The 14118-nt window shown below is 67.2% G+C and carries 11 protein-coding genes; 2 read left to right on the top strand and 9 right to left on the bottom strand.

Annotated features, from left to right (window positions below; all coding sequences use genetic code 11):
• Positions 1-48: 48 nt before the first annotated feature.
• Entirely contained in the window at positions 49-513 is a 465-nt protein-coding gene (locus AAHM41_RS33815; RefSeq protein WP_342241032.1) for a hypothetical protein, read from the bottom strand.
• A gap of 60 nt (positions 514-573) precedes the next feature.
• Positions 574-747, bottom strand: a complete 174-nt coding sequence (locus AAHM41_RS33810; protein WP_342241031.1) for a hypothetical protein — start codon at positions 745-747, stop codon at positions 574-576.
• A gap of 416 nt (positions 748-1163) precedes the next feature.
• Here AAHM41_RS33810 and AAHM41_RS33805 point away from each other — a divergent pair, with 416 nt between their 5' ends.
• Positions 1164-2453 (top strand): tyrosine-type recombinase/integrase, encoded by a 1290-nt coding sequence (locus AAHM41_RS33805; protein WP_342241030.1) that lies wholly within the window; start codon positions 1164-1166, stop codon positions 2451-2453.
• Between the two features lie 180 nt (positions 2454-2633).
• On the opposite strand, the gene AAHM41_RS33800 is transcribed toward AAHM41_RS33805, so the two are convergent.
• From AAHM41_RS33800 to AAHM41_RS33780, 5 genes are all read right to left on the bottom strand, one after another.
• On the bottom strand, positions 2634-3365 hold the full coding sequence (locus AAHM41_RS33800) for a class I SAM-dependent methyltransferase (protein WP_342241029.1): 732 nt from the start codon (positions 3363-3365) through the stop codon (positions 2634-2636).
• Position 3366: 1 nt separating this feature from the next.
• A complete protein-coding gene (locus tag AAHM41_RS33795) occupies positions 3367-5184 on the bottom strand; it encodes a polysaccharide pyruvyl transferase family protein (RefSeq protein WP_342241028.1) in 1818 nt (605 codons plus the stop codon).
• Positions 5177-7327, bottom strand: coding sequence for a polysaccharide pyruvyl transferase family protein (locus AAHM41_RS33790; RefSeq protein WP_342241027.1), 2151 nt, complete (start codon positions 7325-7327; stop codon positions 5177-5179). Before AAHM41_RS33790 ends, AAHM41_RS33795 begins: the two co-directional genes overlap by 8 nt.
• A gap of 869 nt (positions 7328-8196) precedes the next feature.
• Positions 8197-10851: a DNA ligase D gene (ligD, locus tag AAHM41_RS33785; RefSeq protein WP_342241026.1), complete on the bottom strand. Its 2655-nt coding sequence runs from the start codon at positions 10849-10851 to the stop codon at positions 8197-8199.
• Positions 10852-10923: 72 nt separating this feature from the next.
• On the bottom strand, positions 10924-11622 hold the full coding sequence (locus AAHM41_RS33780; RefSeq protein ID WP_342241025.1) for an MgtC/SapB family protein: 699 nt from the start codon (positions 11620-11622) through the stop codon (positions 10924-10926).
• An 89-nt stretch (positions 11623-11711) separates the two neighbouring features.
• Between AAHM41_RS33780 and ku (AAHM41_RS33775) the strand changes: the two genes are divergently transcribed.
• Entirely contained in the window at positions 11712-12575 is an 864-nt protein-coding gene (gene ku, locus AAHM41_RS33775) for a non-homologous end joining protein Ku (protein WP_342241024.1), read from the top strand.
• A gap of 102 nt (positions 12576-12677) precedes the next feature.
• Here the strand turns inward: ku (AAHM41_RS33775) and ku (AAHM41_RS33770) are convergent, their stop codons facing one another.
• Positions 12678-13475 carry a non-homologous end joining protein Ku gene (gene ku, locus AAHM41_RS33770; RefSeq protein WP_342241023.1) on the bottom strand — a complete coding sequence of 266 codons (798 nt, stop codon included), beginning with the start codon at positions 13473-13475 and terminating at the stop codon, positions 12678-12680.
• A gap of 79 nt (positions 13476-13554) precedes the next feature.
• Entirely contained in the window at positions 13555-14037 is a 483-nt protein-coding gene (locus AAHM41_RS33765) for a MucR family transcriptional regulator (RefSeq protein ID WP_342241022.1), read from the bottom strand.
• Positions 14038-14118: the final 81 nt, after the last annotated feature.

Genomic DNA, 14118 nt, shown 5'->3' with positions numbered 1-14118 from the left:
CGGCCCCCCCCCCCCCCTTTTCTACGGCCGACAGGGAGCGGCAGATTGTCAGTTCGGTTTTGGAGGGCACTCTGGACCTGGATTCGTCTCATTAGAAAAGATGGCTTTAAGCATTTCGGGGAAAGACGCGTCGGCTACGGCACACTCATAGGCAAAGTGCTTGAGATTTAGCTCGACCGTTAGCAATCCAGCGAACGGGACCAAAGTAAATATAGCTATAATCACGAGTGCCGGAATGAAGAACTTCGGGAAGCTTCTCTTGGTAAATTCCGCGTAGGTCTGCCATATGAAAGCCAGCGGAAACATAGTCACAAATGGGAGATATACAGACCAACGAAGAATGCGAGCGGCCGGATAAATGTATTTTGCCGCCTCGCGATCTCCAAATCCGACGGTCAAAAGCGTAATTAGTAGGACAATACAGCCGATATACACAGAGTAGATGATTTTAATCAACAACCGCACTGCATCATCCTTGACCAATCCTTTTACTTCGTCATCGAAACCGCTCATCGCAAACTCCAGCGTAGCGAGACAAAACGAACTCCGGACACCTGAAACGGTATCCTGCTGTCAAATGGGCTGCACCACCTTCCGGCGCGCCTGGTCGTCAGCAACGAAGCAGCGCTGGGTCGTCTCCGGGTTCTTGTGGCCGGCCATGGCCTGCGCGTCGCGCACGCTGCCGCCGACGCTGACCACCGCCCTGGCCGTCTTGGTGATGAAGGTGCGCCGCGCACTGTAGCTCAATGAAATTCTGAATATCGCTCATGCTTCGGCGAGATTGAAATCCGCGCGCGTTACTACATCAGCCTGACTATCACAAGTCATGCACATAGAGCTCAATCATCCTGTCGCTGAAGATCAGGACGCCAACATCCTCGCCGCTTTGAAGCGAGCTGTCCACCGGCGACGCTGCGGCGACCTTCTGATCGGCAGGCCCACCGCCACACTTTCGGTGGCCGTGCCGCCCGAAGCGCGGCGATGACCTCTCAGCCAGAGTCTCGCGCCCGAGTCGGTCTTCCCGACGACATCGACCTCACCGAAGCCGCCAGCCGGCTCGGAAAGTCACGTCGATGGCTCGAGACACGATTGGCCGAGGATGGCCGCAAGCCGCCGAGCCAGCAGACACTTCAACACCACTTTTACATCGGGGCGAGCCGGCGATGGGACGAAAGCGGGTTTCAGGCGCTTCGGGACGCGATTCGGGAGGAGGACACAAAACGTCGCCGGGGCCCCGCGTCGTCGAGCGCGACGGACACTGGCATATCATCGGCACACTTCGGGTTGACGGACGCTCAGTCCGCATTCGACGCAGTAGTGAACTTCCGGCCAGGCCAGAGCTCCGCGAGCAGGCCGAGGCGCTCCGCGACAAGTGGTGCACTGAGATCCGGCGCGAAGTCGTCCACGGGGTCAAGCCGTCCGTCCCCCTTGCCGTTGCGGCGCATCAATACCTGAACCGATCCCGCGTCCGGCCGCTCAACGGTTTCGACGTAAAGGTTCTGCAGGAGATCACCCGGCGTTTTGGCACCCGCGAGCTGAAGGCGATTCCCGACGCTGACTGGAACAAGTTCATCGACAAGCGGCAGGCCGGGAACAAGCCCCAAACCAGGGAGCGCTATCTCGACGCCGTTTTCACCTTCCTCAATTGGGCCGCTGATGAGCCGCGGTGCTGGATAACGCGACTGCCGGCGATCGACCGGGACACTGAGGCCAGGAACGCGAAAACCTCGAGCCGCCGCCGAGTCGTGGACCTTCGTCCGGAGCTGATCGCCCTGATGATTGACCATGCCGGATGGCACCTGAAACCGCAGCTCGCCGTCGAATGGTCCACCGGCGCCCGGGTCAGCTCCATCCTCTTCGGCTGCCGGATCTGCGACGCCGTCCTCGTCCACGGCCGCGGTCAGATCACGTTCCACGACACCAAGAACGGCGACTCCGTGACGTCCGCCCTGCACAACTGGACGGTCGACGTTGTCATCGACTATCTGCGCAGGAGGGGCACCGTCCGCGATCGAGAGGCGCCGTTGTTCGTCACGCCGTTCGGCAAGCCATATAGCCGGCGTGGCCACGATGCCGGGATGGGCGGTCAGAACAAGAACGCGTTCCGCGGCATGCGCCGCCGCACGGTCAAGTCTCTGCTGCGCCTGTCGGTGCAGGCGCGCCGCGCCGGTGACCTCGACGCCGCACTGCGGCTCAGAGCCGACGCTCGCCTGGTCGCACAGGTCACGCAGCATTGGTTCCGGCACATGCTGTCGACCTCGCTCCTGTCGCGCGGGACTGACCTCCGCACCGTCATGTCACAAGGAGGCTGGCGCGACCCGCGATCTGCGCTACGCTACGCGCACACCGTGACCAAGGTGCAGCGCGCGGCCGTCGACGCGCTGCCGATCGGAGATCGGCAAGCGGATGCGATTGACACGTCTTTGACACGCCCTCCGCTGACACGTAAATAAGCCTAGTAAAATCAAGCCAGTAGGCAGGGTAGCCCCCGACGTTGACATCGTAGGGGTCACTGGTTCAATCCCAGTCGCGCCCACCACCGGACCCTCGGAAGGCTTGGCGACGCTGGCAGCGTTCGCTGTGGGTAGCCTCGGAGGCGCAAGCGCACCCTGCGGAGTGGTTCCGGCAGCGCTTCACCCCGCCTCCACCTCCAGAATCCCAACCCGCGACTCGATCTCGACCGCCGACACCACCCCCTCCGCCTGCTCGATCTCGCGGAAGCAGCGATACATGCCGGGGTTGAAGCGGATGTCGTCGAACACCAGGATCCAGCGGCCGGCCAGGCGCGGCAGCAGTAGCTCGGCCTGCGCCTTGACGATCTCGCCGACATGGATGCCGTCGATGAAGGCGATGCCCGGCCGGCCGAAGCGGATCTTCGCCGCCTCGAACCCGGCCTCGAAGGTGTCGGCCACCGCGGTGAAGCGCGGGCTGATCGCGGCCAGGTTGGCGCGGGCGATCTCCTGCCACTGCCGGTTCGGGTCGAAGGTGATCAGCCGGCCGCGGCGGTTGGCCGCCAGCCCGGCCAGCCAGTACATGCCCGAGACGCCGAAGGCGGTGCCGATCTCGACCACCGTCCACGGCCGGAACCGGCGCACCAGCTGGACATAGAACCGGCCGTATTTGTGGCTGGTGCGGACGCTGTTGCTGGACCGCTTGAAGCTGTCGTCGGGCGCGGCGAAGTCGCGATAGCCCTCCCACAGATCGAGCGGGCCCATCTCCTGCGTCAGCCGGGCGCGCTCGGCGATCAGCCGCTCCTTGGCGAAGGGGCGGGGGCGGATCAGCTCCGCCACCACCTCCTCGCTCAGGAAGGCCGCGTCGCGCCGCCGGCGGACCATCGCCAGCGGCGCCTGTGCCGGTTCCCCCATCCTAGGCCGCGAGCGGGAACGGGCAGGCCTCGCGCAGCGCGGCGAGGTCCGGCATCCGCTCGGGGATGTATCGGCACAGCCGCGCATGGTCCGGCGTCACCGTGCCCAGCTCCGCCAGGTCGAAGGGCTCGACATCCTTCAGCCCGACCGAGGCGAAATAATCCTCGAACTTGGTGTTGCCGCCCGGGATCTGGGTCTCGCTGGTCGACATCACCGCCCATCCGACCGGGATGCCGTAGGCCTGGGCCACGATCAGCCCGTGCAGCGAGGTCGAGATGATGTGCTCGCATTCCGAGATCTCGTCGAGGAACGCCTCGATGCCGTCATAGGAGCCGCGCATGATGTCGATCACCTTGACGTCCGGATGCACCTCCAGCGGCGCCGCCACATGGGTGAAGTGGCGGATCAGGCCGAGCTTGTGCTTCTTGACGCCCTTCGGCTGGTACAGCTGCGGCAGCAGCAGGGCGACGTCGCCATAGACCTGCGGGCACTTGCCGCCGCTGTCGAGCACCAGGCGCCGGGTCAGCGGGCCGCGCACCGCCTTGTACACCGCCTGCGGGTGCAGCTTGTCGGTCAGCCGCGGGCTGCCCGTGCCCCAGACCGGCGTGCCCTTCTTGGCGAACTTGATCACCGAGCCGATGACGAGGGCGCCGCTGCCCGCCGCCACCCAGCGCGGCGGCCGGCCGGTCAGCTTCTCGACGATGTAGGGGTTCAGGATGTCGCCGAAATTGCCGGGATAGGGCTGCTCCATCCACCACAGCTGGGGCCGCTGCTTCAGCGGCAGCTCGGCCGCCTTGGCCCGCTGCTCCAGCCCCAGCCGCAGCATCCGGCCCTGGGCGAAGGCCCTGCCCTTGACGGTGCCGTGCTCGGCCAGCTCGCCAGCGTAGCGCAGCCCCTCCTCCGGCAGGTGGAACTCGATGCAGAAATCCACCACCCGCTGCAGCAGCGCGGACAGGCGGTCGCCGTACTCGCCCTCCTGCCGCAGTTGGGAAACCCGGCCCTCGTAAAGGGCCAGGGCCGCCTGCTCGCCCTCCTGCCGGCGGGCGACGCGGGCCAGGGTGTTCAGCGGGTCGTCCTGCGACGGGTCCAGCTCGGTCATCTTCTTCAGATAGACCGCGGCGTTCTGCATCTTGCCGGCCTTCAGCTCCTGCTCGGAGATGGCCTTGAGCACTCGGTACTGGCGCGACGGCTCCAGGATCGGCGCGTCGTGCTGCGCCACCTCCTTGACGAAGTCGCGGACATTGCCGCTGTCGCCGAAGGCGAACCAGGCATCGGCCGTGCCCAGCTTGTCGCCCCAGGCGATCCGCTTCGGCGGCAGCAGCGTGACCTGCAGCTGCTCGGAATGCGCCCGCCAGGCCTCCTCGAAGAAGTAATCGTCGGTGCCGCGCTCCTTGCTGCCCTTCTCCAGCTCCACCAGCTGCTCCAACAGGCGCCGGGTCGGTGCCGTGTAGTTGAAGAACAGGAACCCGGGATGGAACGTCCGCGCGAAGATGAACGGGTCGTATTCCCGGAAGTACTTGAAGTTCCGCAGGAAGGCCGCGAAGTCGCTCTCGCTGCGCAGGAACGGGTCCGGCCGCTTGATGATGCGGGTGTCGATGTCGACCCAGATGATCGGCCGCTTATGCTCCTCCAGCTTGCGGGAATAGTAGTTGACCTTGTAGCGGCAGATGTCGGCCCAGTTGGCGTCCGGCCCGAGCTTGACCTCCTCGAAATCATACTCGATGTCGAGCTTCTTGCAGTCCTCGGCCAGGTGGTAGGCCGAGTCGTAATAGTACTGCTTCCCGCCGTAGAAGCTGACGACGACGGCTTCCTTATCCATGGTGCGCCTCTTCGAGCTGGAGCAGCAGGGTGGTCTCGTCGAGCTGGGCGATCTCGTAGATCGGCCGCTCGACCAGGTCGGACTCGCCGAAGGTGAAGATCCGCCGGCCCTCGCGGGCGATCTCGGAGCCGAGGAAGCTCTCGATCGCGTTGCGCACCGCCGGCAGGTCGGCCGCCTCGACGATGACATGCGGCGAGCGCGAACGGATCGCCCGGATGCAGTCGGCCCGGTCCTTCGCGGCCTGGCCCGACAGGCGCAGCCGCACCAGGCTGGCGTCGTCGCAGGCCTTGGACAGCTGCTTCGCATCGGCCGTGTCGCACAGCTTGATCGCCGCCCCGCCGCCCTTGCCGTTGAGGGTGCGGTACTGCTTCAGGATCGGCTCGCCCTTGCTCTTCTCATAGGCGACCGACACCGACCCGGCCTTGGAGACCAGGGAGCCGAAGGCCGAGGCGAAGTAAAGGAAGCCGGGGTCGAGATCGACCACCTTGTCGCCCGGCTTCAGCACCTTGGCGGCGCAGGCCAGCGTGCTGTTGCGCCACCGCCGGGCCTCGATCTCCTGCAGCTCGGCCTCGGCGCCGCCGACCGGCACGGCCAGCTGGATGGCATCGGCCGTGGTGACCACGACATGGTCCGGCAGCACGATCTCCTGGTTCTTTGACGGCTCCTCGGCCGCCGCCACTGCCGCAGGCTCGGGCGCCTTGGCCGCGGGGGCCGGGGCCGGATCGATCGCAATCGCCTGGACCGCGACGACCGGCTTCCGGTCGAAGGCGGCTGCGAACTGCTCGACATTGTCCCGCGCGCCCTCGATCGCGGCCGACCGCTCCTCGTCGCCGACCGGCTGGACGAACTCGACCGCGTCGCCGATCCGCAGGTTGCGGTTGGCATGGTCGAGCAGGATCGCGGCGCGGGTCAGCGACGGGAACCGCTCGGTCAGCGCCCGGCCGCTCTTGCTGGTCGGGCCGCAGACCTGGACCAGCGGCGTCCGCCCCATCACCGAGAACAGCAGCCCGTGGAAGCGGGAGCTCACGGCCAGACCGGCGGAGGCGTAGAGGTCCATGATCGCCGAGACGTCGAACTCGGCCGCCTTGACCACATGGATCTCACGCCGCTGTCGCAGCCGCTCGTAGATCGCCTCGTCATCGACCGAATGCACCACGCCGACCACTGTGTTGTAGCCCTTGCCGAGGGAATCGAGCGTCTCGTCGAGATAGGCGTCGATCGTGCTGTCGCGCTTGGCCAGCCAGCTCTCCAGGCTGTGGCTGAGCGACAGCACGGCGAGGTTCGGGTCGCGCCGGACCGGCACCGGCCGCGGCCCGTCCGCCAGCAGCAGGGCCAGGTCGCCGGTGGTGTGGACGTTCTTCAGCCCCACCATCTCGGTCAGGGTCTTGGCGTCGCTGTGCTCGCGCACCGTGACCAGCCGCGCCAGGGACAGCGCGTCCTTGTAGGCGGCGGCGCCGAGCGTGGTGCGGATGCCCTGGGCGCCGACGCCGAGCACGGCGGAGGGGATGCCGCGCTCATAGGCGTAGCGGATCGGCGCGGTGTAGTTCGAGACGTTGCTGAAGCTGCTGTCGTAGAGCAGCCCGCCGCCGCCGACCACGACCAGGTCGGCAGTGTCGATCACCGAGTAGTCGGGGTTGGGGCCGACCAGCTCGACCGCGTCGAAGCCGTTGCGGTACAGCACCTCGCGGGCGCCGAAGCTGACCGCGTCGTCGCCGACATTGCCGACGCCGAAGGCCGAGACCACCACCGCCCGCCGGTCGGCCGACCGAGGCCGCACGCGGATGTCGCGCTTGACGTAGTCCAGCACCGGCTGGCTGTGGCGGCGCCGGGCGACGTCGAGCACCGACGGCTTGGTGCCGCCGCCGTGCCGGGCGAACACCACGAAGACCTCGTTGGCGTGCACGATGTCGCCATGGATCACCAGCGCCTGCAGGCTCTGCCGCGGCAGGCGGGGCATCAGCCCCTTGTGCACGATCGCACGGTCGGGAACCGGCGATTTCAGCTGCGCAGCCGCGCTGTACGGGATGATCCGGGCGTTGGCGAGATCCTTGGACAAGGTTTCGAACAGATAGTCTGGAACCAGAACCTCGTCTCCCGGCGCAAGCTTCAGCGACGAGATCATGTCTTTGTGGTGCTTATCCACTGTCCCCTCCGAGAAACCGTTGAAAGGGGGAGGGTGGCGCGACCAGCTTTCCGCGAATCCGGAAGGGCCTCTTCCGGATTCGCGGCATGACGGGCCAGCTTCCGCCGGCGGCACGGCCGGGCGGCGGCTGTCATCGCTGGAACGCTCGGATATCGGCGCTACGGGGCGTCGGGTCTCACTCTGGGACGCCGGTGGTCGCTCGATTCCATCTGATCCCCCTTCACTGAGGTGTGCGGCCGCCAGCAGCCGTCCGGACAAGCCGGCACCAGCCGATAGTCGCGACCGCCTTCCCCTGGATTGGGTTCCAGATCAGGCACAATGGCGCCGAAGCGCCATTCGCCCCGCAGGCTGATCGCCTTGCGATAGGGTTCGTCGGCCGCAGGCCACCTAGTCTTTCTGACACCGTTCATGTTGCAGCGCAATCAGTAATTCGTCTGCTCTTTCGACTGCTAATAACATAACAATTTATATTATTATCTGATAATTGTGTTTCCGCATTGCACAATTTTTATTCATTCTTTATTTGGACACACATCCTCAACTTCCTATACTAGAATCATCTGGCGGATGCGGCAACCCTGTATCGGTCATTCTTTGCAATGAAAGATATCAATCCTGGTTTTCAGTGTGGAAATACAGGTGACGGCGCATTGGCATGGGATGACAACAGATTTCATAGGTTCGATGGCATAGGGGCCTACGGCGGCCGCGGAGATTCCGGACTCATATCGCCGACCCAACATACTGACCCGTCATGGCGAGGCACGCAGCGCCGTGGCCATCCAGAGGCCGGGGCCACTGGATGGCCACGCCCCTTCGGGGCTCGCAATGACGAGAAAGGCCGGAGAGCCGATCTCAAACCACCGGTCTCAAGCCGCCGCCTTGCGCCGCTCCAGCCGCCGGATCGCATCGGCGAGCGGCCGGGCGGCGGCGTCATAGCCGTCCCAGGCGGAGCCTTTCGCCAGCAGGCCGGGCGCGGTGCGCAGGGTGTAGCGCTTCGGGTCGAGGCCCTTGCGCACCTGGTCCCAGGTCAGCGGCATCGACACCGTCGCCCCCGGCCGGGCCCGCGGCGACAGCGGCGCCACCGCGGTCGACATCCGGTCGTTGCGCAGATAGTCGAGGAAGATCCGGCCCTGCCGCTTGTCCTTGGCCATGTTGACCACGTAGCGGTCCGGCATGTCGGCGGCCAGGCGCGCGCAGACCTCCTTGGCGAAGCCCTTGGCCTCGGCCCAGTCCGGCCCGCCGGCGCGCGACGCGGCCAGTGGCGTCACCACATGCAGCCCCTTGCCGCCGGTGGTCTTGCAGAACGGGACCAGGCCCACCGCCTCCAGCCGGTCCTTCAGCGCCCGCGCCGCTTCGACCACCGCGTCGAAACCGGTGCCGGGGCCGGGATCGAGATCGAACACCAGCCGGCCCGGGCGGTCGGGGATTCCGGGCCAGCAGTTCCAGGGATGCAGCTCCAGCCCGCCCGACTGCGCCACCGCCGCCAGCCCCTCGATCCGGTCGATCTGGATGTAGGGCTTGCGGTCGCCCGCCACCTTGACGAGGGAGATCAGGCTCGACGTGCCGGGCATGGCGTGGCGCTGGAAGAAGATCTGGCCGCCGATCCCGTCCGGCGCCCGCAGGATCGAGCATGGGCGGCCCTTGATGTGCGGCAGCATCCAGGGGCCGACCGCCTCCAGATACAGCGCCAGATCGTGCTTGGTGACCGGCTCGCCGTCGCCCGCATCCGGCCACAGCGCCTTGTCGGCATGCGACAGGGACACACCCATCACTGCCGCCTTGCCGCCCACGGCCCGCCGGCGCGACGGCTGGGCCGCCTTCGCCTTGGCCGGCACCGGCTCCGCCAACTCGGTCTCGGCGGCCGGCGCCTCGGCCTCGACCTCCTCGGCCGGCTTGTCCTCGCGCAGTCCCTTGAACGCGGCCTGGCGCACCATGCCGGAGCCGGTCCAGCCGGCGAATTCGATCTCGGCCACCAGCTCCGGCCGGGCCCAGTGGACGCCGCGCTCCTTCCGGGGGGCGCCCGGGCCGGTGAAGGGCGAGGTGTCCGCCTCGACCGCCTTCAGCCGCGGCAGCAATCGCTCCACCTTGGCGGCGCCGTAGCCGGTGCCGACCCGGCCGATATGGACCAGATGGCCGCCGCGGCGGACGCCGACCAGCAGGGACCGGAACCGGTTGCCGGTGGTCGACCAGCCGCCGATCACCACCTCGTGCCCGCCGCGGCACTTGGCCTTGGTCCAGCGGTCGCTGCGGCCGGACTGGTAGGCGGCGTCGAGCCGCTTGGAGATGATGCCCTCGAGCTGCAGCCGGCAGGCGGAGCGCAGCACCGCGTCACCCGGCTCCTCGAAATGCTCGACATAGCGGATGGACGAGGTGGTGTCGCAGCCCTGCTCCCGCAGCAGGTCGCGCAGCCGCGCCTTGCGCTGCGACAGCGGCTCCGGCCGCCAGTCGCGGTCACCCTCCACCAGCAGGTCGAAGGCGAAGAAGATGAGATCGCGGCTGCGCCCCTCCGACAGCGCCACCTGCAGCGCCGCGAAGTCGGGATGGCCGCGCTCGTCCAGCGCCACCGCCTCGCCGTCGATGATGCCGTCGGGCCAGCCCTTCGCGGCATCGGCGATGGCCTGGAAGCGCTCGGTCCAGTCGAGGCCCTTGCGGGTCTTCAGCGTCGCCTTGCCGCCTGCGATCCGCAGCTGCAGGCGATAGCCGTCGAACTTGATCTCATGGCCCCAGCCGGCGCCGCCGGGCGGCCGGTCGACCGACAGGCACAGCTCTGGGGGGATGAACTCCGGCATCGCCGCGGCGGCGGCCTTCGTCTTTCGGCGGCATGGCGCGAATGCCTCGGCCGCTGCCTTCTCCGGCTTCGCGGCGGAGTCCCAGACCGCATCCGCCGGCGCCGATGTCCGGCCGCCCAGCATGAAGGGCTTCGGGCCGCGGCCCCGCCCGCCCGCGATCTCGGCCATGGCGCGGCCGGAGGCGACCGACCGGTCCTCGGCCAGCACCGTGTCGCCGTCGGCCTCGACCGCATGCTCGTCGCGATGCTTGATCAGCAGCCAGTTGCTGCGCTTGCCGCCGGTGCGGTCGCGCTTCATCCGCACCAGCACCCAGCTGCCGTGCAGCCGGTCGCCCTCCAGGGTAAACTTCAGCTCGCCCTTGGCCAGCGCCTGCTGCGGCGACATGCGGCCCTCCGGCTGCCAGAAGCCGCGGTCCCACAGCTGGACCGTGCCGCCGCCATACTGCCCCTTCGGAATCGTGCCCTCGAAATCGCCATAGGCCAGCGGATGGTCCTCGACCTCCACGGCCAAGCGCTTGTCATGCGGGTCGAGCGACGGCCCCTTGGTCACCGCCCAGGATTTGAACACGCCGTTGAGCTCCAGCCGCAAATCGTAGTGGAGCCGCGTCGCCGCGTGCTTCTGGATGACGAAGCGCAGCCGGTCCGAGGGGGCGACGCCGGTCGCGCCGCTGGGTTCGGCCGTCTTCTCGAAGTCGCGCTTGCGCCGATAGGTCGACAGGCTGTTCTTGGCCATCGCCTTCGCCTGAAAAGGTCCGCTGCTTCGGCAACGATGCGCCCGGAGCGGCGGTTCCGGAAGGCCCCGCGGCTATTGTGCGGACCAGCGGCCCTCCTGTACGCCGGTGGCGGCGAACAGCCCTTCGACCACCGGCGGCATCCTGCTGTCGTGCGGATATCCCATCCATCGCAGCTCGTAGCCCATGGTCCGGCGTCGCGTGTCCGGCTGGTGCGTGATCGAGCTGGCGGCGATGCGGAAGCCGGCCTCCCGCAGCGCCGCTTCGGCATGGCCGGGATCGAAGCGGTCGAGATCCACGGTCAGGCTCAGCGTGGCCTTACGCTCCTGCTTCACCCGATTCTCGAGCCATTTCAGCCCCGACAGCACCACCAGGCCAATGGCGAAGGCGATGCCGCCCAGGATCAGCTCCCCGGCGCCGAAGCACAGCCCCATCACCGTGACGAACCACAGCGTCGCCGCCGTGGTCACGCCCATCACCAGGTCGCCGCGATGCAGGATCGCGCCGCCGCCGATGAAGCCGATGCCGGACAGGATGCCCAGCGGCAGGCGCATCACATCCATCCGGATGAAGGAATCGTCGGTCTTGCCGGTGCTGAACAGCAGCAGGTTGGCCAGCACCATCGAGAAGGCGGCGGCGAGGCAGACCAGCAGATGCGTGCGCAGCCCCGCCGGGCGGCCATGGCTGCTGCGGTTCCAGCCGATGATCGCGCCGGCCAGGGTGGCGAGCGCGATCCGCAGCAGGAGGTCGGGCCAGGTCGGGAACAGCGGCATCGGCGAAGGCCTCCGACGGGAATGCGATTCAGGAACCCGACGGGCCGGCCGCCCGTTCCTTCCGGGACCGACCCGCTGCCGAGGACGAGATGGCGCCGCGCGCAACCTGGAAAGGCACGCTGAAGCTGGGCTTCCTGTCCTGCCCGGTGGCGCTGTACACCGCCGTCGGCGAGGGCGACGAGATCCACTTCAACATGGTCAACCGGCGCAGCGGCCACCGACTGCGGCGCCTGTTCGTCGATTCCGGCACCGGCAAGCCGGTCGAGCGCGACCATCAGGTGAAGGGCTACGAGGTCGACACCGACCGTTATGTCGTGCTGACCGAGGAGGAAATCGAGGCGGCGATCCCGGACAGCACCAAGACCATCGAGATCGAGAGCTTCGTGCCGCGCGATCAGGTCGACCGCGTCGCCATCGACCGGCCCTATTACCTGGCGCCCGCCGATGCGGTGGGGGCCGAGGCCTTCGCCGTGATCCGGGCGGCCTGCGAGAAGTCCGGGGCGGTCGGCATCGGCCGCACCGTGCTGTTCCGGCGCGACCGGGTGGTGATGCTGTGCCCGGAGGGGCCGGGCTTCCTGGCCAATCTGCTGCACTTCGAATACGAGATGCGCGACGAAGCCCAGGCGTTCGACGACATCCCGAATATCAAGATCGCCGGCGAGATGCTGGACCTGGCCAAGCACATCATCGGCCAGAAGAAGGGCAGATTCGATCCGGCCAAGTTCGAGGACCGGTACGAGACGGCGCTGCTGGAGCTGATCCGGGCCAAGCAGCGCGGCGAGACGATCAAGCCGCCCGCGACGCCGAAGCGCGGCCAAGTGATCGACCTGATGGCCGCCCTGCGCGAGAGTGCGGGGGTCGCGAAGTCCGGCCGCAAGTCTTCGGCGAAATCCAAGAGCAAGACAAAGCGCAAGGCCCCGTCTGCCAGCACCACGCGCCGGAAGGCGAGCTGATTATCGGGAAGAGCCGTCGCGTTGCCTCTCCCGCTTGCGACGAGGTCGGAGACGCGAAGCGGCCCCGGGTGAGGGTCCTTTGTCGAGGCCAGCCCCCGCCCCTCACCGCTTCCGCTTGTCGGAGTCCAGGCTCTTGCGCAGGGCGGCCATCAGGTCGATGACCTTGCCGGTCTCCTCTTCGGCCTTCGGCTTCGGCGCTTCGACCTTCTTGCCCTTCTTCTTGCGGGCGATGATCTTCTGCAGCGAGGCCTGGACCCGGTCGCCGAGCAGGTCCTCGCTCCAGTCGACCGTCCGCTCCTTGATCACCGACAGGGCCAGCTTCATCGCGTCCTTCGGCGGCGCGGCCGGCTTGATGCCGCCGAAGACCTCGGCCTCGTCCCGCACCTCGCCGGCCTGGCGCAGGGTCCAGACGATCATGCCCTTGCCACGCGGCTCGATCATGACCGGCCGCTCGCGGCGGTACAGCACCAGCTTCGACAGCCCGACCATCCCGGTCGCGGCCATCGCCTCGCGGATCACGCTGAACGCCTCCTCGCCGACCGGCTCGCTCGGCGCCAGGTAATGCGGCCGGTCGCGCCACACCAGGCCGACCTCGGTGCGCGGCACGAAGCGTTCGATGTCGAGCGTCCGCGTGGTCTCCAGGGCGACGGCGGAGAACTCATCGTCGCTCAGGATGACGTAATCGTCCTCGCCGACCGGATAGCCGCGCACCTGGTCGTCATCGGCCACCGGCTTGCCGGAGACGGAGTCGACATACTGGCTGACGACGCGGTTGCCGGTCGCCTCGTTCAGCGTGTGGAAGCGCACCCGCTCCGCCTGGGTGACCGCCGGTGTCATCTCCACCGGACAGGTCACCAGGCTGAGCTTGAGATAGCCGGACCAGAAGCTGCGGGCTGCCATCGGCCGCCTCCGCGACGGTTTCCCCTGCCGGAGAAAGCGCCGAGGCCGACCGCCGGTTCCCTGCCGGCCCGGCTTAGGCTTACTTCGCCGCCTTGCGGCCGCGGCCCGACTTGGCCGGCGCCGGCGGCGGCGCCGGCGGCTCCACCGCACGGCGGGTGCCGAGGCCGATGCTCTTGGCCAGCGTGCTGCGCTGCTTGGCGTAGTTCGGCGCGACCATCGGATAGTCGGCCGCCAGTCCCCAGCGCTCGCGATACTCGTCCGGGCTCATATTGTAGGCCGCCTGAAGATGCCGCTTCAGCATCTTCAGCTTCTTGCCGTCCTCGAGGCAGACGATGTAGTCCGGCGTCACCGATTTGCGGATCGGCACCGCCGGCTCCGGCCGGCTCTGCACTGGTGTCGACGGCTTGCCCAGTCCGGTCAGCGCGCCATAGACCTGCTCGATCAGCGCCGGCAGGTCGTTCGGGGCGACACTGTTGTGCGAGACATGAGCAGCCACGATCTGAACGGTGTGCTTCCGCAACTCATCTGTCGGCTTCAAATCATCGGCGACGTCCGCACCCATCTAATCTCTCCTGTGAATGGATTCGAAATAGATATCTCATTCCGGAGATAGGTCCAGACTTATTTGTACAAGTCGAGACGA

The organism is Inquilinus sp. OTU3971 (assembly GCF_038440215.1).
Note: the sequence above shows the minus strand (reverse complement) of the source record. Positions and strands in the feature narration are given on the sequence as shown.